Genomic DNA, 20,394 nt, shown 5'->3' with positions numbered 1-20,394 from the left:
TGCTTCAGGAATTCGGGGGATCGGCAGGCGTGGCCGGCACGGTGGCGGGCAGCGCGGCAGGTTCCGCCCCGCTGCCGCCGCCCAGGGCGGCATACAGGCCCACCTGGCTGGACAGCAGGGCGCGCCGCGCCTGCACCAGTTGCTGGCGTGCGGCCAGCAGGTCGCGCTGGGCGTCCAGCACCTCCAGGTAGGCGGCCGAGCCGTTGTCGTAGCGCAGCTGCGCCAGCCGCGCGCGCTCGGCCTGGGCCTGCACGGCGGTGCGCTGCACGGTGATCTGTTCGGACAGCCAGCGGCGCGCGGCCAGGCCGTCGGCCACCTCGCGGAAGGCGGTCTGGATGGCTTTCTCGTACTGGGCCACGGCCATGTCGCTGCGGATCTCGCCCAGCTCCAGGTTGGCGCGGCGCCGGCCGCCGTCGAAGATGGGCAGGGACACCGTGGGCACGAAGGCCCAGGCGCGGCTGCCGCCGTCGAACAGGCCGTCGAGTTCGGCGCTGGCCGTGCCCCAGCGGGCCGTGAGCGCAATGCGCGGGAAGAAGGCGGCGCGCGCCGCGCCGATCTGGGCCCGGGCCGCGCGCAGCTGGTGCTCGGCCGCGGCAATGTCGGGCCGCGCCGTGAGCAGCTCCGAGGGCAGGCCCGGCCGCAGCTCGGCCAGCACCAGGGCGTCGTCAAAGGGTGCGGCGGCGGGCAGCGGACCCGGGTGGGCGCCGACCAGCTGGGCCAGGGCGTGCAGCTGCTGCGCGCGTGCCAGCTCCAGCTGGGCCAGCAGGGCCTGCGCCTGGGTCAGCAGGGTCTGGACCTGGGCCAGCTGCAGGCGCGAGCTGGCGCCCACGGCCTCGCGGCGCGTGAAGATGCGAAAGGATTCCTGGCGCGTGGCCAGCGTCTCGCGCGCAATGGCCACGCGCTCGTCCAGCTCGCGCAGGCCCAGGTAGCCGTCGGCCACCTGGGCGATCAGCGCGGTCTGCACGGCGTGGCGGCCCGCATCGCTGGCCAGCCAGGTCTGCAGGGCCGCGTCCTTGAGGCTGCGCACGCGGCCCCACAGGTCCAGCTCCCAGCTGCTGAAGCCGACCTCGGCGCGGTACTCGCCGCTGACCACGGAGCGGCCCGAGAGGTTGAGGTCGCCAGGCACGCGCGCCCGTGCGGCCTGGCCGCCCACGCCAATGGCCGGGAACAGCTCGGAGCGCTGGATCTGGAAGGCCGCGCGCGCCTCTTCGGCGCGCAGCGCGGCCACGCGCAGGTCGCGGTTGTGCTCCAGCGCGGTGGCGATCAGCTGGCGCAGCACGGGGTCGGTGAAGTAGTCGCGCCAGGGCAGGCCGGCGGCGGTGACACCCTGGGCGCCCGCCTGCAGATGGGCAGGCCAGGCCTCGGGCGTGGGCAGGGGCGGCGGCTCGTGCGGCGGCGCCAGGGAGGCACATCCCGCCAGGGCGGCGGCCAGTGCGGCTGCCAGCGCGGCGGCGGCGGTTCGGGGGAATGGGAGGGTCATCTGCAGTGCTGCGGGGTGCCGGTGCGGCAGCCGCTAGTTGAGGATGTGGTGGCCGCCATCGACATACAGCGTGCAGCCCGTGATGGCGCGCGCCCCGTCCGAGGCCAGGAAGGCGCACAGCGGCCCCACGTCGTCGGGCTGCAATTCGCCGGCAATGGGCGAGCGGCGCACGCTGTCGGCCACGAGTTCATCGAACGCGGCAATGCCCGAGGCCGCGCGCGTGGCGATGGGCCCGGGCGAGACGGCATTGACGCGGATGCGCGAGGGGCCGAGCTCGGCCGCCAGGTAGCGCGTGGTGGACTCCAGCGCGGCCTTGACCGGGCCCATGATTCCGTAGTGCGGCATGACCTCGCTGGCGCCCAGGTAGCTCAGCGTCATGAGGCTGCCGCCGCTGGCGGCCATCAGCGGCTCGGCCAGGTGGGCCATGCGGATGAAGGAGTGGCAGGAGATGTCCATGGCCAGCGCAAAGCCCTCGCGGGAGCTGTCTGCCACGCGGCCCTGCAGGTCCTTGCGCGGGGCGTAGGCCACGGCGTGCAGCACGAAGTCCAGCCGGCCCCAGCGCACGGCGGCGGCATCGAACAGCGCGCGCATCTGCTCGTCGTCGCCCACGTCCAGCGGCATGCGCAGCTCGGCACCGATCTCGTCGAGCAGGGGCTCCACATGCGCCCGGGCCTTGTCGTTCTGCCAGGTCGCGCCGATCTCGGCGCCCGCCGCATGCATGGCCCGGGCACAGGCCCAGGCAATGCTGTCGCGGTTGGCGATGCCGACGATCAGGCCTTTTTTGCCAGCCAATAGCGTCATCTCGAATGCTCCAGATCAGAAGGTCTGCCGGGAAACAGGCCGCCTTGGGGCGGCTTCGTCAGGAATCACGGGGCATGGCGCGGCATTGCCGACATATGCGCCACGGCGAATGTTTGTATTTCCTGTGACTACGAAGCTTTTGATAGCTTGTTTTGATGCATGCAAATCAAAGGTTTGCATGCCAATATCGTCTCCTGGTCTTTTTCATTCTATCTATGTTGCACTGCAGCGACCGATTTTGGCGATGCCGTTTCGTTATATCGATGCAGTTCACTCCATAGTCTTGACTCAGGTCAAAGAGGGCTGCCTCACGGGGAGAATGCCGCTTGCCGCCGGTTGCTGTGCCCAGTAGAGCAATGGTGTCTTTTTGCGCCAACAGCCGAGCATTCCCTGTATTGGCCGGATTTCAATGAATACAAGGTATTCACACCATATTGGTGCATGGGAGGTAAAGAAAACCGGAAATCTGCCGATGGTCCGTGGACAGAGAAAATCCCCTGCCTGCAAAGGCCTGGGGCCGCCATTCAGTCAAGACAAGACCGAAGGAAGACGATCAATCCATGACCAGCATTTCATCCACCGGCGCCAGCTTTGCCGCCAGCGCAGCGGGCATGCGGCCCACGGTGTCCGTGAGGTCGTCAGCGACCACGGCAGCTGCTGCACCCGCCGACCCGGGCACGCAGGTCACGCTGGGCCAGTCCACAGGGTCCAGCGTCATCTATGCCAAACCGCAGCCCGTGGAACTGGGGCAGTTCAGGCTGACCCGGGCCTGGGCCTCGCAAGACAGGGACGACATCAGCACCCTGATGGCGCGCAACCTGGGCCTGGGCCCATCGGCCAGCCTGGCCGACCGCTGGCGCGGCCTGGGCGGCGCCCTGCTGTCGCGCTTTGCGGCCACGCCGTCGGACTACCAACAGACGGTGGCGGAGTACCAGGCGCCCACGGCGGCCGACTCCGTCGCAGGCAGCGCGGATGCGCAGGCCCTGGACAAGTCCGCACTGAGCGATGTGTCCGTGGGCGCTGCCACCGTGAGCCTGAAGATCCGCACGCAATCGGGCCAGACCGTGGAGCTGCGGATTGCCACGAACGACGGCAGCGAAGCGGGCAGCAGCAGCGGGCTGCGGGTCGAGGTCAAGAGTTCCGGCACCTTGAGCCAGGCCGAGAGCGCGGCCATCGCCCAGCTGGCCGACGGGCTGGACGAAGCGCTGGAAGGCCTGGGAAAGCCGGGCAAGCCCCAGCTGGAACTGGGCAAGCTGATGGACTTCGATCGCAGCGTGCTGTCCGGCCTGGACCTGGACATCAAGAACCCCAAGCCTTCGCAGCCCCTGTCCTCGTTCAGCCTGCATGTGGGCGCCGATGGCCGATCGGTGGCGATGAAGGGCGCGGCCGGCGAGCTGGCCGTCAACCTGGAGTCCGATGCCCCCGCAGGCGCCAGCGCGTCGCAGCGCCAGGCGGCGCTGGACCAGCATCTGAAGCGCTTCGATGTGGCCGCGCAGCGCGGCCGTGCGGATGCGGCGCTGGTGGACATGTTCAAGAGTGCCTTCAGTCAGCTGCACAACGCGCAGGCGCCGGCCGCGCCGGGCGCCATCGTCGCGCTCTCCGGGCTGGAGCGTTCCGTGCAGTCCCTGCAAAGCGGTCTGGCCGATTTCCAGGCCAGCTTCAGCGGCGACTACGAAAAGACCAATGAGTTCGGCGCCGTGACCGAGGACGGCCGGGCCGCCTACCAGGTCGGCCAAAAGACCACCCGGCAGTCCAGGGGCTCGGCGGGCGAGTCCATCGCCCAGGTGGTGACCGAGTCGCTGGACGCCCATGCCAGGAAGGCGCGCAATCGCGGCATGCTGGACCCTCAGTCGGGCAACTACGATCTGATCAAGGTGCAGGACCGCAGCAGCATCACCACGCTGATCGAGACGGCCGACAACCGGGTTGCCGGCGCGCTGCGCAAGACGGACGAGCGCCAGATGCAGACCTGGGAGCAGCTCGTGGACCACCGCGTGCGCCAGCAACGCGAGACGCCCAGCGGGCGCAGCTTCACGGAGCGGATCGCGGTGAAGTAGTGTCTGCGGGGGGCTGACCGCGTGCAGGGGCGCGTGTCGGGCCGTGTGTCGTCGTTGTGTCACAAAACTTCCGTATAAGAAGTTTTTTTGAACAAGACATGACAACGGCCCGCGCGTTCATGACCGAATTTCATCTTGCCGTCATCCAGGGCGGAGCCTCTCAATGAACGCGCGCCGTGCTTTGGCGGCGGGGCTGGCGGCGCTGCTGCTGGCGGCCGTGGGCGGCGGCGTCTGGTACTCGCGCACGGCCCTGGTGCAGGACCGCCAGGCGCAGCGGGCGCAGCAGCAGGCCGTGACGGCGCGCGGCCTGATCGGCTCCGAGAAGGAAGCCTTCTTCCAGGACGAGCGCGTGCGCGACGTGCTGGCGCGCCACGGCGTGACGGTGACGGTGCAAAAGGCCGGCTCGCGCAGCATTGCCAACAGCTACGACCCCAAGCAGTACGACTTCGGCTTTCCCTCGGGGGCGCCGGCTGCGGCCCAGCTCAAGGCGGCGGCCAGGGCCGCCACGGTCTACACGCCGTTCTACACGCCCATCGTGTTCGCCAGCTGGCGGCCCATTGCCGAGATCCTGATCGCCAACGGCGTTGCGCAAAAGCAGGGCGACTTCTTTTACGTGACCGATCTTCCCGCCCTGCTGGCCATGGCCGGCAAGGGCACGCGCTGGCGTGACCTGAAGGCCTCCGGCGCCTTTGCCACCGGCAAGGCCGTGCTGCCCGCCAGCACCGATGTGCGCAGCTCCAACAGCGCGGCCATGTACCTGGCGCTGGCCAGCTATGTGCTCAACGGCCAGCAGGTGGTGCAGAGCCCGGCCGACCTGGAGCGCGTGATGCCGCAGGTGGCGCCGCTGTTCCTGCGCCAGGGCTTCCAGGAAAGCTCGTCGGCCGGGCCGTTCGAGGACTACCTGGCCCTGGGCATGGGCAAGGCGCCGCTGCTGGTGGCCTATGAGTCGCAGCTGGTGGAGTTCCTGCTGCGTCACCCGCAGCGCAGGAGCGGCGAGATGGTGATGCTCTACCCGCAGCCCACGCTGTATTCCAAGCATGTGCTCGTGCCCTACACGCCGGCAGGCGAGCGCGTGGGCCAGTTGCTCGAATCCGACCCGCAGCTGCGCGCATTGGCGCAGGAATACGGCTTTCGCACCGGCGGCGACACGCACGGCCCCGAGCGCTGGGCCGGGCAGGGCGTGCAGGCGCCCGCGCAGCTGGTGGATGTGATCGAACCGCCCAGCCAGGAGTGGCTGGAGCGAATGATCGTGGACATGGAGCAGCGCTTCAAATGACCGAACGTTCCAGGAGCAACCGATGAGCAACACCCCCCAGACCACCACGGCCATCGCCGCCGTGGCCGTGCCTGCACAGGAGCAGGATTTCGTGCTGGAGCCGCCCGCGCCCGCCCTGCCCGTGCCCATCGAGTCGGCCAGCGGCAAGGTCCGCCTGAAGGCCGAGGAAGTGCAGCAGCTGGACGCGCAGGTGGCGCAGTTCATCGACGACATCACCGCCAACGACAGCCAGTCGCCCGCCTTCAAGGGCGCGGTCGAGCGCATCCACGGCATGGGCAACAAGGAGGTGCAGGCCGCTGCCGCCGTCTCCAATCGCATGCTGGAGCGTCCCGTCAAGACGCTGAACAACGGCCTGTTCGACCAGGGCAGCCAGATCGGTCAGGGCCTGATCGACCTGCGCCGCCAGGTGGAGGCGCTGGACCCCTCGCGCCAGGACGACCTGTTCAAGCCGCGCAAGCTGCTGGGCCTGATCCCCATGGGCAACAGGCTGGTGGACTACTTCGACAAGTTCCAGTCCAGCCAGAGCCACCTGAACGCCATCATCGACAGCCTCAAGCGCGGCAAGGACGAGCTGCTGCGCGACAACGCCGCCATCGAGCAGGAAAAGGCCAACCTGTGGGGCCTGATGGAGCGGCTGGAAAAATACATCCACATCGGCAAGAAGCTGGACGCGGCGCTGGAGGCCAAGGCGGCGCAGCTGGACGCCAGCGACCCGGAAAAGGCGCGCGTGGTGCGCGAGGACATGCTGTTCTACGCACGCCAGAAGGTCACCGACCTGCTCACCCAGATGGCGGTGAACGTGCAGGGCTACCTGGCGCTGGACCTGGTGCGCAAGAACAACCTCGAACTGGCCAAGGGCGTGGACCGCGCGACCACCACCACGGTCTCTGCCCTGCGCACGGCCGTCATCGTGGCGCAGGCGCTGGCCAACCAGAAGCTGGTGCTGGACCAGATCACGGCGCTGAACACCACCACGGGCAACCTGATCGCCGGCACCAGCGAGCTGCTGCGCGAGCAAAGCGGCAAGATCCACGAGCAGGCGGCCAGCAGCACCATCGACATCGCCAGACTGCAGCAGGCCTTCGGCAACATCTACCAGACCATGGACGCCATGGCCGACTTCAAGGTCAAGGCCCTGGCCTCCATGCAGACCACGGTGGACACGCTGTCGCAGGAGGTGGACAAGTCCCGCGCCTATCTGGAAAAGAGCCGCCGCGAAGACGTGCGCGAGGCGCTGCAGGCGCCCGCCGGCGAGGTGGTGCTGTGAGCATGTTCCGGCGCCTGGCGGCCTGGTGGCTGCTGGGCCTTGCGCTGGCCCTGGCCGGCTGCGGCAAGTCGCCCGAACCCGCGCCGCAGGCCGCCGCCAGGTCCGATCCGTCCGCCGCTCCCCAGGGTGCATTCACCGTGTTGGCCGGCTCCGAGCTCAAGGACGTGGCGCCCGCGCTGGAGCAGGCCGCCACGGCGGCGGGCGTGCCGCTCAAGCTCAGCTATGCGGGCACGCTGGAGATGGTCGAGCGCATCAATGCGGGCGAGCAGTACGACGCCATCCTGCCGCCCAATGGCGCCTATCCCGCGCTGGCGCTGGCAAACAAGCCGCTGGCGCGCGAAAAGCTTTTCTACTCGCGCGTGGCCCTGGGCGTGAAGGCTCCCGTGCTGCAAAAGCTGGGCTGGGACAAGGCACCGCCCACCTGGGCCGACATCGCACGCGCTGCCGCCCAGGGCCGGCTGCGCTACGGCATGACCAATCCGGCCAGTTCCAACACCGGCATGAGCGCACTGTTCGCCGTGGCCTCGGCCGTGGCCGGCAAGACCGAGGACCTGGACGCCAGGGAAGTCAATGCCAAGGTGCTCAAGGACTTCCTGTCGGGCCAGAAGCTCACCGCCGGCAGCTCCGGCTGGCTGGCCGAGGCCTTCGAGCGCGAGCCCGGCGCCGTCGATGCGCTGGTCAACTACGAGGCCGTGATCCTGCGCCTGAACGAGAAGCTGCCCGCCGCCGACCGGCTCACCCTGGTCTACCCGCGCGACGGCGTGATCTCGGCCGACTATCCGCTGATGCTGCTCAACGCTGCCCGGCGCGCAGACTATGACCGGCTGGTCGCCCAGTTCAAGGCCTCCGCCTTCCAGGGCCAGCCGCTGCGCCAGGCCCAGCTGCGCCCCGCCAGCCCCGAGGCACAGGCCAGCCCGGCGCTGCCCACGGCGCCCGTGGTGGAGTTGAGCTTTCCGAACCGGCTGGAGGTGATCGATGCCGTGCTCTCGGCCTACCAGAGCGATCTGCGCCGTCCGGCCACCAGCATCTTCGTGCTGGACGTGAGCGGCTCCATGAAGGGTGCGCGGCTGGCGCAGATGAAGGAGGCGCTCAAGCTGCTGTCCGGCGCCGAGGCCTCGGCCGCCAGCCAGCGCTATGCCGCCTTCCAGGCGCGCGAGCGCGTGCTGCTGATTCCGTTTTCGGGCCTGGTCGGCCAGCCCGCGCGCGTGCAGTTCGCGGCGGGCGACCTGCAGGCCGCAAGCGCCCAGGTGCTGGCCTATGCCGACAGCCTGGTGGCCGACGGCGGCACGGCCATCTACGACGCGCTCACGCTGGCCCAGCAGCAGGCCCGCCAGGAACTGCGGGCCGATCCCGAGCGCTTCGTCAGCATCGTGCTGCTGACCGATGGCGCCAACACGGCCGGCCGCGACTGGGCCGCGTTCGAGCGCGAGCAGCGCATGGCGCGCGACGGCGGCGCGCCGCTGGTGCGCGTCTTTCCCATCATCTTTGGCGAGGCGCAGTCCGGCGAAATGCAGGCCCTGGCCGCGCTGACGGGCGGGCGCGCCTTCGATGCGCGCAACACCGGCAAGAGCGGGCTGCCGCTGGTGTTCAAGGAAATCCGGGGCTACCAGTGACAGCGCCGCCAGCGATCGGACCTGCCTGATGCGCCGCCTGCAGCTTTTCTTCTACGGCAACGGCAACCTCGCCGGCCTGGCGCTGGCCCTGCTGGGGCCGGTGCTGCTGTTTGCTGGCGTGATCGGCGCCGGCTGGGGCTGGATCACCCTGGGCCTGTACGTCGCGGGCCTGCTGCTGGGTTGGGCCCTGCAGCCCGCGGGCGCCAGCTTCGAGCGGGCGCTGCAGCAGCACTGGAGCGCCGAGGACATCCGCGAACGCATCGACGAGCTGGTGCAAAAAGCCCGCCCGATGCTCACGCCCGAGATGCAAAAGCACCTGGACAGCGTGCGCGGCTCGGTGCACGAGGTGCTGCCCTCGCTGGCCGAGGCCGGCCCGGTCTTCAACGACGGCCTGTTCACCGTGCGCGAGACGGTGCTGCAGTACCTGCCCGCCACGCTGTCGCACTATGCGGCGCTGCCGCCGCTGTTCCGTGTCACCCAGCCCGTGCAGGACGGCAAGACGCCCAGGCAATTGCTGACCGAGCAGCTGGCGCTGCTGGCCGGGCAGATGCAGCAGGTGGTGGCCCATGTGGCTGCCAGCGACGCGCAGGCGCTGCTGGCCAATGGCCGCTTCTTGAAGCAGAAGTTCGACCAGCCGGATTTCCTGAAGTGAGGCGCCTGCAGGGTCGTCCCGCCACGCTGCGCGGACCCTGTGTTAGCATGCTTCGCCATGCAGCCTGCTGCATTCCCGTCTTCCAGACACCTGAACTCTCGATCCAAGACAGCCATGAACGGTACGCCCGTTTCGATCATCGTTGCACAGTGGTGGCGCTTCCAATAAGGAAGCGGCACGTCGTCGCGGTTGCGTACCGCACCTTGCCGCCGTGACGGCAGCAAGGCTCACTCAGCAGATGGCTCCCCGGCACGGCGGCTCCCAGAACCCAGGAGATTGCCCAGATGCCCTCAGATTCCCCCTTCCAGACCCAGGCAGCATTGCGCGCATTCCCGCGCCAGCCTTCGCTGCGGCATGCCCGCGCCACCCGTTTTTCCCTTTGAGACCCAGGAGCCGGTATGACCAGACTGCTGATGATCGACAACTACGACAGCTTCACCTACAACATCGTCCAGTACTTCGGCGAGCTGGGTGCCGATGTCGCCGTGGTGCGCAATGACGAGGCCACGCTGGACGAGGTGATCGCCCTGGTCGAGCGCGAGAAGATCGACCGCCTGGTGATCTCGCCCGGCCCCTGCTCGCCGGCCGAAGCCGGTATTTCCGTGGCGGCCATCCAGCACTTCGCGGGCCGCCTGCCCATCCTGGGCGTGTGCCTGGGCCATCAGAGCATTGGCGCGGCCTTCGGCGGCGACATCGTGCGCGCGGGCCAGCAGATGCATGGCAAGACCAGCGTCATCACCACCGACCGCAAGGGCGTGTTCGCCGACCTGCCCGAGCAGTTCACGGTCAACCGCTACCACTCGCTGGCCATCGCGCGCTCCAGCCTGCCCGCATGCCTGGAGATCACGGCCACCAGCGAGGACGGCGAGATCCAGGGCGTGCGCCACACCAGCCTGGCCATCGAGGGCGTGCAATTCCACCCCGAGAGCATCCTCACCGAGCATGGCCATGCCATGCTCAAGAATTTCCTGGAACAGAAGGCCTGAGCAGGCCGGCACCCAACCGAGACACCGCAATGACCCAGATCACCCCCCAGGAAGCGCTGCAGCGCACCATCGAGCACCGCGAAATCTTCCACGACGAGATGCTGCACCTGATGCGCCTGATCATGCGCGGCGAGCTGTCGCCCGTGATGACGGCGGCCATCGTCACCGGCCTGCGCGTGAAGAAGGAGACCATCGGCGAGATCACGGCCGCGGCCGAGGTCATGCGCGAGTTCTCCAACAAGGTCCATGTGGAGGACAAGCGCCACCTGGTGGACATCGTGGGCACGGGCGGCGATGGCGCCAACACCTTCAACATCTCCACCTGCTCCATCTTCGTGATCGCGGCGGCGGGCGGCAAGGTCAGCAAGCACGGCGGGCGCAGCGTCAGCAGCAAGAGCGGCAGCGCCGACGCCATGGAGGCGCTGGGCGTCAACATCCAGCTCAGCCCCGAGCAGATCGCGCGCAGCATCGCCGACGTGGGCATCGGCTTCATGTTCGCGCCCAACCACCACCCGGCCATGAAGAACGTGGCGCCCGTGCGCAAGGAGCTGGGCGTACGCACCATCTTCAACATCCTGGGCCCGCTGACCAATCCGGCCAGCGCGCCCAACATCCTCATGGGCGTGTTCCACGAGGACCTGGTCGGCATCCAGGTGCGCGCGCTGCAGCGCCTGGGCGCCGAGCACGCCATCGTGGTCTATGGCCGCGACGGCCTGGACGAGATCAGCCTGGGCGCGGGCACCCTGGTGGGCGAGCTCAAGGACGGCGTGGTGCGCGAGTACGAGATCCATCCCGAGGACTTCGGCCTGCGCATGGTGGGCACGCGCGCCTTCAAGGTGGACAATCCCGAGGAATCCAAGGCCATGCTGCTGGGCGTGCTCCATGGCGAAAAGAGTGCCGCGCGCGACATCGTCTGCCTGAACGCGGGTGCTGCCCTGTATGCGGCCAACGTGGCCTCCAGCATCGAGGACGGCATGGCCCGCGCCCAGGCGGCGCTGGACAGCGGCGCTGCCCTGGCCAAGCTCAACGAACTCGTGGCCTACACGGCCCGGCTGACGGCCTGAGCCGCGCAGCCCCCATCGACCACCGAATACAAGAAACCAAGGAAAGCAACGTGTCCGACATCCTCAAGCAAATCTGCGACGTGAAAGTGCAGGAAGTGGCGGCCGCCCAGAAGCGCATGCCCTTCGCGGACATGCGCCGCGACGCCGAAAGCCGCGTGCTCACGCGCGACTTCGTGGGCGCGCTGCGCGCCAAGATCGCCGCCGGCCAGGCCGGCGTGATCGCCGAGATCAAGAAGGCCAGCCCCAGCAAGGGCGTGATCCGCGAGGACTTCATCCCCGCCGACATCGCGCAAAGCTATGCCGATGGCGACGGCAAGGGCGTCAGCGCCACCTGCCTCTCGGTGCTGACCGACAAGCAGTTCTTCCAGGGCAGCGTGGACTATCTCAAGCAGGCGCGCGCCAGCTGCCACCTGCCCGTGCTGCGCAAGGACTTCATGGTCGATCCCTACCAGATCTACGAATCGCGGGCCATGGGCGCCGACTGCGTGCTGCTGATCGCCGCCTGCCTGGACGACGCGCAGATGGCCGAGATGGAACAGATCGCCCACAGCCTGGACATGGCCGTGCTGGTCGAGGTCCATGACGGCGCCGAGCTGGACCGCGCCCTGCGCCTCAAGACCCCGCTGGTGGGCATCAACAACCGCAACCTGCGCAGCTTCGAGGTCAGCATCCAGACCACGCTGGACCTGCAAAAGAACGTGCCCGCCGACCGCCTGCTGGTCACCGAGTCGGGCATCGGCAGCCGCGAGGACGTCAAGGCCATGCGCGATGCCGGTATCCACGGCTTCCTGGTGGGCGAGGCCTTCATGCGCGCCAAGGAGCCGGGGGAGGCGCTGGCCAAGCTGTTTGCCTAAGACGCGTCGTTGTGCGGGCCGGCCGGTGAATCCGGGGTCCGCACGATGCGCACCACCCCGAGCTTGAGCCCCAGCATGGCCAAGATGCGGTTCATGGTCTGCACGCTGCCTTCGCTGCGCTCCTGCTCGATGTCCTGCAGCGTTCTATAGGAAACGCCGCAAAGCTTGGCCATCTCGGCCGTGGTCAGCCGCATGGTCTTCTTCAGATGCCGCACGGCCTGCGGCAAAGACCATTCGGGGTGGGCCAGCACATCGTCAATGGCCTGCCTGCGCAGCTCCAGCTGCTGGGCAATGGGAATGGGGGTGAAACGCTTGTCCATGGTCTTCAGCGCAGCGCAGCGAGCTCCTGCGCACGTGCCAGGAGGGCGGGACGCAGGTGGCCGAGAACCTCGGGCTCCAGCCCTAGCGCCAGACCGTCTGCGGCGATGCGCTCCAGCGCGGGAATCATGGCCTTGAGGCCTTTCACCAGTGGATCGCGCTGCAACGGATCCGACTGCGTGCCCCGGCGTTTTCGAGGGAGCTGCGCGGCCAGCGCACAGACGCTATCCAGCACACGGCCCCAATCGGGCCGGCCGCCCTGTTCATCCCGCCAGCGGATGCGTCGGGCAATGCCGTCCGGGTGGAGATACATGGGCGCAAAGTCGTACAGGGGCGTGAGCGCGATGCGGCCATCGAAACCGCGCTGCACGGCGGTGTTGCGCGCGTGGTTGTCCTTGTTGCCCAGGGCCAGGTTGGCAATGTCGCGTTTGATGTATTCGAGCACTTCCTGCTGCGGGTGGCTGCAGTGCCGCATCAGCTCCAGGCAGACCGTGTCATGGTCGGGCACGGCTTCGAAGCCTGGCATGCCGGTCAGCGTGGCAATGCTTTCCTGCGCCAGTCGCGTGACCGCGCCCTGGCGCACCTGCCGGTCAAACCGTCGTATGAACAGCGCACGCTGGTGCAACTCCAGCGGTGCATGCACCCGCAGTCCCAGATCGGCGGCCAGACGCATATAGGTGGCCTCATGCCTGAGGATGCAGGCCAGCTGCGGGTCGGTGCCGCGTCCGAACTTGACGATGTAGTGCTGCACCGCCTGCTCGTCCGCAAGGGTGTGGTCCAGGTACAGCAGACCATCCTGGGCGCGTGTCAGCAGCACCTTGGGCCACTCGCCTTGTATCCCGGAGGACCCGGCAACAAACAGGCCATGCGAGGCAAGGTACTCGGAGAACTCGTCGCCGCGTTGCGCAACCTCCTCGTCGGTGAACCCGCGCATGCCTCCCCCATGGTTGCCCAGCCATTGCGCCGCTTCCTTGACGCGCAGGTTTCCTATGGGGTTACCTGCCCCGGCCAGCAGCAACTGCCAGTCGGCAACCGCACCTGCCAGGGGAGATTGGCCCAGGCGTTGCAGCAGCTCGCGCCGACCAAAGCCTTGAGGCAGCATGTCGATCAGAAAGACTGGCCAATGCACCTGCTGCAGGGGCTCCAGCCCCACAGGCCAACGGGCACAAAGGGCGCGGGCATCGGTGGCGCCCGCATGCTGGACCGCCCAGTCCACGGTATAGCCCGAGTAGGTGCTGGCCTTCCAGCCTTCTCCTTGCTGCCCGCGCAGGTCCACGCTCGCGACGTCGTGCCAGGCGCTGCAGTGGTGCAGTTGTAGAGTGCAGTTTGCGGTCATTTACACGAAATTCTAGGTAAAGCATTGGGCTGAATCAAGGTTTTTCGTATGTTTTTCCGTGTAACCATTGTCTGTCTTTAGGACGCCATTGGAGGCGGACGTACCTCCCCGCCGCAGGGAAAGGTATGCTTGCCGTGATCCAACAGGCATGGCGCTTGCGCCCATGCATTTCAGCTGTACTTTTTTGAGGGAGGCTGCTGCCTCGGCATGTGGCGGCGGTGCCCCCATCCGCCATGGCCCTTCAAGACGACGCAATCGCCCCGGCGCAAGCCGACCAACTCCAATCCGCCGATCCCGCCGACTGGCCCGTTGCGCCCGACTGGCAGCCCCTGGTCGAGGACTTCTTCGCGGGTGCCACGGGCCAGCAGCTGCTGACCTTTCTGCACCAGCGCCTGGAAGCCGGCGCGGTGATCTTTCCGCCCCAGCCGCTGCGCGCGCTGGAGCTGACCCCGCCCGATGAGGTGCGCGTGGTCATCCTGGGGCAGGACCCCTACCACGGCCGGGGGCAGGCCGAAGGCCTGTCGTTCTCGGTGGCGCCGGGCGTGCGCATGCCGCCCTCGCTGCAGAACATCTTCAAGGAGATGCAGCGTGACCTGGGCGTGCCCTTCCCGCCGTTCCCCAACCCGGGCGGCAGCCTGGTCAAGTGGGCCAGGAACGGCGTGCTGCTGCTCAACACCTGTCTCACGGTGGAGGAAGGCCAGGCGGCCAGCCACTCGGGCAAGGGCTGGGAGCTGCTGACCGATGCGGTGATCCGGCACATCGCCCAGGGCACGCGCCCCGTGGTCTTCATGCTCTGGGGCAGCCATGCGCAGTCCAAACGCGCCTTCATTCCGGCCGACCGGGGCCATCTGGTGCTGACCAGCAACCATCCCTCGCCTCTGTCGGCGCTGCGCCCGCCCGTGCCCTTCATCGGCAACGGGCACTTCGGCAAGGCGCGCGACTTCCGCGCACAGCACGGTTACTGAGCGGCCCGCTCGGGGCGTGGCTCCACGATGGGGAACACGCTGTCGAAGCGGTCCAGCATGGACATGAGCGCCGTCACCTTGGAGGCGTCGCCCTCGATGCGCAGCTGGCCGCTCTTGATGGCCTCGGCCATCGTGGTCTCCTGGCCTGCAATGGCGTCCAGCGTGGCGCGCGTCAGGCGCAGGCTCGCGTGGGCGGCGGGCGCAAGGCCCGGGCTCTGGGTGAGGGCGCTGTTCTCCAGGTTCAGGCTGCGCTGCTCGCCGGTGTCGGTGAAGGTCCAGTTGAGCACGATGCGCTGGCCTGCGGCCTTGCCGGCGTCCAGCCGCACGCCCAGGTAGTCGAAGAACATCTCCAGCGGCAGGCTGCGCACCAGGTCGCGCGCGGCGCTGCCGGGCCTGGGAAGTTGGGGCACGCCCTGGCGCAGCTCCGCCGCGCCCTGCAGGAAGGCATTGCGGGCCGTGGCCGATTCCATCTGGTAGCCCAGCTGCTCATAGGCATTGGCCGCCAGACGGCGCGCGGCCTGGTTGGCCGGGTCGGCAAAGACCAGCTGCGAGGCGATCTGCGCCACCCAGCGGTATTCGCCGCGCTCGTAGTCGGCCTGCGCACGGCGCAGCACGGCGTCGGCGCCACCCATGTATTCCACGGTCTTGCGCGCCGCGGGCACGGGCGGCAGCGCCTCCAGCTGGGCCGGGTTGCCTTCGTAGTAGCCCAGGTAGTGCTGGTAGATGGCGCGGATGTTGTGGCGCAGGTGGCCGTAGAAGGCATGTGTGGCGCCGTCGCGGGCCAGGGATTCGGGCATCTTCAGCATCTCGGCGATCTCCGAGCCCACGTAGCCGTGGTTCATGAGGCGCACGGTCTGGTCGTGCAGGTATTTGTAGGTGTCGCGCTGGCCGGCCAGCATGCGCTGCAGCCGGGGCTGGCCCCAGACCGGCCAGTGGTGCTGGGCGATCAGGATCTCGGCCTTGCCGCCATAGGCGTGCAGGGCGTCGTTCAGGTGGCGGGACCAGCCCAGCGCGTCACGCACCTGGGCGCCGCGCAGCGGCAGCAGGTTGTGCTGGGTGTGCACGGCGATCTCGGCCATGTTCAGCACCTTGAGCTGGGGGTAGTACATGATCATCTCGGCCGGCGCCTCGGCCCCGGGCGTGAGCGTGAACTCGATGTCCACGCCGTCGATGCGCAGGGTCTCGCGCGGCTTGTCGATCACGCGCGTGGGCGCGATCAGCCCCATGGTGCCGGGCGCACCCGCCTTGCCCAGCCCTGCGTCCACCTGTCCCCTGGCATCGCGCGGCAGCAGCATGCCGAACTGGTAGAGCGCGCGCCGGCCCATGGCATGGCCGGCGATCACGTTCTCGCCCACGGCCTCGGCCATGAAGCCCGCCGGGGCGATGACCTGCACGCGGCCAGCATCCACCTCTTCCTGGCGCACCACGCCGCGCACGCCGCCGAAATGGTCCACATGGCTGTGCGAGTAGATGACGGCCACCACGGGCTTGCGCGGTCGGTGCTGGTAGTACAGGTCCATGGCGGCCTGGGCGGTCTCGGTGTACATCAGCGGATCGACCACGATCAGGCCCGTCTCGCCCTCGATGATGCTCATGTTCGACAGGTCCAGGCCGCGCACCTGGTAGAGCCTGTCCGTCACATGGAACAGGCCGCTGACGCGGTTGCGCTGTGCCTGGCGCCACAGCGCGGGGTGCACGGTGTCGGGCGCCTGGTCCTGCTGCAGGAATGCATAGGCCTGCATGCCCCAGATGGGCCGGCCCTGGGCATTGCGCACCACCAGCGCATCCGCCGAGGCGATCAGGCCGCGTTGCGCGTCCTCCATGGCCTGGGCGTCGTCCTGAGGCTGCTGCGCCAGCGCAGCCTGCTGGGCCGCGCGCGTGGCCGCGCTGGCTGCCTGTGGCCGGGCCATGTCGGAGACCGGCAGGCTGCTGCCTGCGCAGGCGCTCAGCAGGGCGGCGGCGGCCAGGCAGGCCAGCAGGCGGCAAGGGCGCGCCAGCGCGCGGGGCAGGGGGTGTGAGGCTTGCATGGGAAGGTCTCCTGGCATGTGTTCGATGTCAGCGGCGAAAATACGCAGGCCCGCCGGCTGTGTCTGTCAGCCACCCGACATCCCTTTCCATGCAAGCTTCCCTCGCCTCTTCCTACCTGCCCACGCTGCGCGCCGGCCGCTGGTTCAGCGCATTGGCGCCGCAGTTTGCCGATTTGCTGCTGGCGCTGGCACAGCCGCGCCGCCTGGAGGCGGGCGAAGCCCTGTTCCTGCGCGGCGATGCGCTGGAGGGCGGTTTGTTCGCCGTGGTCCGCGGCAGCATCGGTTTCTCCGGTGTGGGCGGCCAGAGCGAGCAGGCGCGCGAGGCTCTGCTCACGCGCATGGGCCCGGCCACCTGGTTTGGCGAGATCGCGCTGTTCGACGGCTCGCCGCGCACCCATGATGCCCACGCCATGGAGCCCAGCGAGGTGCTGCAGGTGCCGCGCCAGCCGCTGCTGGACTGGCTGCAGCAGCATCCCGCGCACTGGCATGACCTGGGCGTGCTGATGTCGGGGCGCATGCGCGCGGCCTTCGCGGCGCTGGAGGACCTGGCCCTGATGCCCGCACCCCAGCGGCTGGCGCGCCGCCTGGTGGCCATGGCGCGTGGCTACGGCGAGCGGCTGGACGACGTGCCGGCCCGGCCGCGCCTGGATATCACGCAGGAGCAGCTGGCGCGCATGCTGTCGATCTCGCGCCAGACCACCAACGTGCTGCTGCAGGGCCTGCAGGCGCGCGGCCTCATCCGGGTGCAGCGCGGCGAGATCGAGATCCTGCAGTGGCAGGCGCTGTGCGCCGAGCGGTTCTGAGCGGCGCAGCCAGTCAAGGGCTGTTGTTCAGACCACCAGCGCATTCTCCACGTCCTGCACCTTGCGGCGCGCCAGCGCGAGATTGGCCTTGTCGAGCACCAGGTAGAGAAACAGTCCCTCGCGGTGGGCGCGCGCCTTCAGGGCGGGGTCATTCTGCATGGGGGCTGTCCTGCGACAGGGCTTCGATCTTCAGCAGCAGCAACTCGATCAGTGCCACCACCTGCGCGGGCTCGCGCACATCGGCCGGCACCACCGGGCACAGCAGGCCACGCGACTGCAGGTGCAGGGCAAATCCTTCGAGGTCGGGCCGGCCATGCCGGTCCATGCGGCACACGGCCACCACGCAGGCCGTGGTGCGCAGCGTGGCGGACAGGGCATTGATGTAGGTATCCAGGTCGCCCAGCGGGTCGGGCCGGCTGTTGTCGATCAGCAGGATCACCCCCAGCGCGCCGTGCGAGAGGATGTTCCACATGAAGTCGAAGCGCTCCTGGCCCGGCGTGCCGTACAGGTACAGCTTTTCGCCGTTGTCCAGGGTGAGTTCTCCGTAGTCCATGCCGGCGGTGGTCAGGGCCTTGTCCACTGCCGCATCGGTGTTGCGCACGTCGGTGCTTACCGGCGCGATCTCGCTGACGGCGCGTATGGCGGTGGTCTTGCCCGCGCCCGCGGTTCCGCAAATCAGGATCTTCAGCTCACTCATGCACGGAGGCTCTCGTCAATTGGGCAAGCCGCTGGCGGATGCGGCCGAGAATGCCCTGGGCAGGACCCGGGGCAGCGCTGCTGCGGGGTGCCGTGGCGGTCCAGCGCAGCAGGCCGATGGCATCGAGGCGGTTCAGGAAGGCCGCGCAGATCTCTGGCGCAAGGCCCGAGCGCCGGCACAGCGCCTGCAAGGTGGTCGGCCGGCCCGTCATCAACGTGGCCAGGCGCATGTGGTGCGCGCTTGTCAGCAGCCGCTGGGGGGGCCGGCGCAGCAGCTGCACCAGCATGTCGGTCGCCGCTGCCGGGTGGGGTGCCGCCACCATGCGTTGCCCGGACGCCGTCTGGCGCACGACCAGGGCGCGCAGGCCCATGGCATTGAGGCAGTCCTCCACCGCGTCGGCGCGCAGGGGCAGGCCCAGGTAGTCCCCCGTGGGGCGGGTGCTCTGGGGCTGGCGGCCCACGCGCAGCGTCACCCGGCTGGACGGCGGCTCGTGCACGCCTTCATGCAGTACCACCAGGTCGGCCGAGGATTCCGTCCATTCCCAGCGGTGCTGCGTGCGGTGGTCCACCAGCCGCACGAAGGAGCGGAACAGCCTGGCGTCGCGGTCATCGAGGCCGCGCAGCGTGAAGGTGAGAGTGGGACGCTCATCCATGCCGCATTGCCTTCAGCAATTGCAACCGCGGCCGCAACCGCAACCGCAACCGCAACCGCAACCGCAACCGTAGTTGCCGTGCCTGCAGGCTCCGGCCTGCCTGTTTCCTTGTGCCCATCACGTCGCCGTTTCCTGTCCTGAATGCGCCGCACGGCAAAGCAAGCCGCGCATGCCAATGATTTCAAAGGAGATGCGGGCGCATCATAGGAAGCGCTTGGAGCGGGAGCGGGCAGTTCGCCAGCGTGATTCGGAATCGTCCGATATGTATCCGGATCAGTCCTATCGCATTGCTTTCCTGCAGCGAGACTTCAGACGCTTTGAGCGGTTTTTTTGTCGCTTCCGGATTTTCGGAGGCATGGCGGCGCTGAAAAACAGGAGTTATCTGGTTGTTGTAACCAAGACCTTGGAATGCATTGCCAATTCAGCAGGCTTGCCGTGTTTTGTGTCTGGGCGTTCCATGCCAGGGCGCCAGGTGGATTACCAGGAGGTGGGCAGCCTGAGCTGCAGCATTTCCAGGAAAGACTGCGCCGCATGCGGCAGCGTGCGGCCGGCCAGGGTCTGCACCTCGATGTCGCGCAGGTCCATGCCCCGGTCGCTGAGCGCCACGGCCACCAGTGCGCCCGTGGCCACCATGTGGCGCGCGGCGATCTCGCTGGCCACGGCCACGGCGGCGCCCTGGGCTGCAAAGTTCAGCAGGGTCTTGCCGTGGTTGCTCTCCATCACGGGCATCAGCATCAGGCCCTGGCGGCTGCAGGCCGCGTCCAGCAACTGGCGCACGGCAGTATCGGCCGGTGTGAGTGCCAGGGGGTGGCGTACCAATTGGGCCAGCGACAGGCGGCGGGCCTGGGCCAAGGCATGGCCGGGTGCGACCAGGGCGACCAGGGGCGCCGCCACGCGGCAGGCCACGGCAATGCCTTTTTCAGGCGCGCGGCTGAAGCACAGGCCGATGTCGGCCGTGCCGCTGCGCACGGCCTCTGGCACGGCAGGCGTGGGCAGCACCATCACCTCGAAGACGATGCCGGCATGCGCGCGCTGGAACGCTGCGCACAGGCGCGGCAGGAACTCGTTGGCAAAGGCGTCGGAGCTTGCGATGCGCACGCGGCCGCTGCGCAGCCCCTGCAGGGCCTCGATCTCGCCCAGCGCGCGCTCGGCGTCCAGGCCGGCGCGGCGCACATGGTCGGCCAGGATCTCCCCGGCCGCATTGAGCACCATGCCGCGCGGGTGGCGTTCGAACAGCGGCGTGCCCAGCAGCCCCTCCAGCGCCGCGATCTGGCGGCTGATGGCCGAGGCCGCCACATGCAGCCGCGCCGAGGCCTCGGTCAGCGATCCACATTGCGCCACTTCGTGGAAGTAGCGCAGCGCGGTGTCCTGCAAAAGAAGGTGGCGGGCGTCGGGCATGTCGCCCCGATTGTCATCAATTTGCCGCAGAGGCAACGCAGGTTTGCAAATTTGCTGATGGCGGCAAAGGGGAGAGGGTTCTACGATGGCCTGTTGCGGCGTTGCTGGGGAGCAGCGGCTGCAGCCGTCCAACCCCTGTCCAGGAGTG

At 68.5% G+C, this 20,394-nt stretch carries 20 protein-coding genes; 10 read left to right on the top strand and 10 right to left on the bottom strand.

From position 1 onward, the window contains the following. Positions 1–4: 4 nt before the first annotated feature. From ACRSCF_RS29785 to ACRSCF_RS29775, 3 genes are read right to left on the bottom strand one after another with little or no spacing between them, the layout of a single operon-like run. Complete coding sequence (locus ACRSCF_RS29785; RefSeq protein ID WP_244387652.1) at positions 5–1,480, bottom strand: efflux transporter outer membrane subunit; 1,476 nt, start codon at positions 1,478–1,480, stop codon at positions 5–7. A 33-nt stretch (positions 1,481–1,513) separates the two neighbouring features. Then, positions 1,514–2,281, bottom strand: coding sequence for an enoyl-ACP reductase FabI (fabI, locus tag ACRSCF_RS29780; RefSeq protein ID WP_034366381.1), 768 nt, complete (start codon positions 2,279–2,281; stop codon positions 1,514–1,516). A gap of 15 nt (positions 2,282–2,296) precedes the next feature. Continuing rightward, the gene (locus ACRSCF_RS29775; protein WP_155294163.1) at positions 2,297–2,461 is read right to left on the bottom strand and encodes a hypothetical protein; all 165 of its coding nucleotides are present in this window, start codon (positions 2,459–2,461) and stop codon (positions 2,297–2,299) included. 380 nt (positions 2,462–2,841) lie between these two features. Between ACRSCF_RS29775 and ACRSCF_RS29770 the strand changes: the two genes are divergently transcribed. From ACRSCF_RS29770 to trpC, 8 genes are all read left to right on the top strand, one after another. Beyond that, positions 2,842–4,338: a hypothetical protein gene (locus ACRSCF_RS29770; protein ID WP_244387651.1), complete on the top strand. Its 1,497-nt coding sequence runs from the start codon at positions 2,842–2,844 to the stop codon at positions 4,336–4,338. Positions 4,339–4,501: 163 nt separating this feature from the next. Further along, complete coding sequence (locus tag ACRSCF_RS29765; RefSeq protein WP_034366384.1) at positions 4,502–5,614, top strand: hypothetical protein; 1,113 nt, start codon at positions 4,502–4,504, stop codon at positions 5,612–5,614. A gap of 22 nt (positions 5,615–5,636) precedes the next feature. Then, positions 5,637–6,881, top strand: coding sequence for a toxic anion resistance protein (locus tag ACRSCF_RS29760; RefSeq protein WP_244387650.1), 1,245 nt, complete (start codon positions 5,637–5,639; stop codon positions 6,879–6,881). 2 nt (positions 6,882–6,883) lie between these two features. After that, complete coding sequence (locus ACRSCF_RS29755; RefSeq protein ID WP_244387649.1) at positions 6,884–8,494, top strand: vWA domain-containing protein; 1,611 nt, start codon at positions 6,884–6,886, stop codon at positions 8,492–8,494. A 28-nt stretch (positions 8,495–8,522) separates the two neighbouring features. Next, positions 8,523–9,146 carry a hypothetical protein gene (locus ACRSCF_RS29750; protein ID WP_034366387.1) on the top strand — a complete coding sequence of 208 codons (624 nt, stop codon included), beginning with the start codon at positions 8,523–8,525 and terminating at the stop codon, positions 9,144–9,146. A gap of 398 nt (positions 9,147–9,544) precedes the next feature. Continuing rightward, entirely contained in the window at positions 9,545–10,132 is a 588-nt protein-coding gene (locus ACRSCF_RS29745; RefSeq protein WP_034366390.1) for an anthranilate synthase component II, read from the top strand. A 29-nt stretch (positions 10,133–10,161) separates the two neighbouring features. Continuing rightward, complete coding sequence (trpD, locus tag ACRSCF_RS29740; protein WP_013804671.1) at positions 10,162–11,196, top strand: anthranilate phosphoribosyltransferase; 1,035 nt, start codon at positions 10,162–10,164, stop codon at positions 11,194–11,196. 50 nt (positions 11,197–11,246) lie between these two features. Then, positions 11,247–12,050 carry an indole-3-glycerol phosphate synthase TrpC gene (gene trpC, locus ACRSCF_RS29735; RefSeq protein ID WP_034366392.1) on the top strand — a complete coding sequence of 268 codons (804 nt, stop codon included), beginning with the start codon at positions 11,247–11,249 and terminating at the stop codon, positions 12,048–12,050. Here the strand turns inward: trpC and ACRSCF_RS29730 are convergent. Both ACRSCF_RS29730 and ACRSCF_RS29725 read right to left on the bottom strand, forming a co-directional pair. Next, positions 12,047–12,370 (bottom strand): helix-turn-helix domain-containing protein, encoded by a 324-nt coding sequence (locus ACRSCF_RS29730; protein WP_016449541.1) that lies wholly within the window; start codon positions 12,368–12,370, stop codon positions 12,047–12,049. The genes trpC and ACRSCF_RS29730 overlap by 4 nt on opposite strands. Before the next feature lie 5 nt (positions 12,371–12,375). Beyond that, a complete protein-coding gene (locus tag ACRSCF_RS29725) occupies positions 12,376–13,704 on the bottom strand; it encodes a type II toxin-antitoxin system HipA family toxin (protein WP_034366395.1) in 1,329 nt (442 codons plus the stop codon). Between the two features lie 233 nt (positions 13,705–13,937). Between ACRSCF_RS29725 and ACRSCF_RS29720 the strand changes: the two genes are divergently transcribed. Further along, a complete protein-coding gene (locus tag ACRSCF_RS29720; protein WP_017405881.1) occupies positions 13,938–14,669 on the top strand; it encodes a uracil-DNA glycosylase in 732 nt (243 codons plus the stop codon). Here the strand turns inward: ACRSCF_RS29720 and ACRSCF_RS29715 are convergent. Further along, positions 14,663–16,696, bottom strand: coding sequence for an alkyl/aryl-sulfatase (locus ACRSCF_RS29715; protein ID WP_034366399.1), 2,034 nt, complete (start codon positions 16,694–16,696; stop codon positions 14,663–14,665). The genes ACRSCF_RS29720 and ACRSCF_RS29715 overlap by 7 nt on opposite strands. A gap of 89 nt (positions 16,697–16,785) precedes the next feature. Here ACRSCF_RS29715 and ACRSCF_RS29710 point away from each other — a divergent pair, with 89 nt between their 5' ends. Continuing rightward, on the top strand, positions 16,786–17,499 hold the full coding sequence (locus tag ACRSCF_RS29710) for a Crp/Fnr family transcriptional regulator (protein ID WP_016453989.1): 714 nt from the start codon (positions 16,786–16,788) through the stop codon (positions 17,497–17,499). 27 nt (positions 17,500–17,526) lie between these two features. Here the strand turns inward: ACRSCF_RS29710 and ACRSCF_RS29705 are convergent, their stop codons facing one another. The 4 genes from ACRSCF_RS29705 to ACRSCF_RS29690 all read right to left on the bottom strand — a co-directional run bounded on the left by ACRSCF_RS29705 (position 17,527) and on the right by ACRSCF_RS29690 (position 20,246). After that, positions 17,527–17,658 carry a hypothetical protein gene (locus ACRSCF_RS29705; RefSeq protein ID WP_279613712.1) on the bottom strand — a complete coding sequence of 44 codons (132 nt, stop codon included), beginning with the start codon at positions 17,656–17,658 and terminating at the stop codon, positions 17,527–17,529. Further along, positions 17,648–18,196 carry a GTP-binding protein gene (locus ACRSCF_RS29700; protein ID WP_244387648.1) on the bottom strand — a complete coding sequence of 183 codons (549 nt, stop codon included), beginning with the start codon at positions 18,194–18,196 and terminating at the stop codon, positions 17,648–17,650. Before ACRSCF_RS29700 ends, ACRSCF_RS29705 begins: the two co-directional genes overlap by 11 nt. Next, the gene (locus tag ACRSCF_RS29695) at positions 18,189–18,848 is read right to left on the bottom strand and encodes a hypothetical protein (RefSeq protein ID WP_034366402.1); all 660 of its coding nucleotides are present in this window, start codon (positions 18,846–18,848) and stop codon (positions 18,189–18,191) included. The genes ACRSCF_RS29700 and ACRSCF_RS29695 overlap by 8 nt, the downstream gene beginning before the upstream one ends. Before the next feature lie 477 nt (positions 18,849–19,325). Beyond that, positions 19,326–20,246: a LysR family transcriptional regulator gene (locus tag ACRSCF_RS29690; protein ID WP_034366405.1), complete on the bottom strand. Its 921-nt coding sequence runs from the start codon at positions 20,244–20,246 to the stop codon at positions 19,326–19,328. Positions 20,247–20,394 lie beyond the last annotated feature (148 nt).

The organism is Delftia sp. 11MD (genome assembly GCF_050907895.1).
GTDB lineage: Bacteria > Pseudomonadota > Gammaproteobacteria > Burkholderiales > Burkholderiaceae_C > Comamonas > Comamonas tsuruhatensis.
Note: the sequence above shows the minus strand (reverse complement) of the source record. Positions and strands in the feature narration are given on the sequence as shown.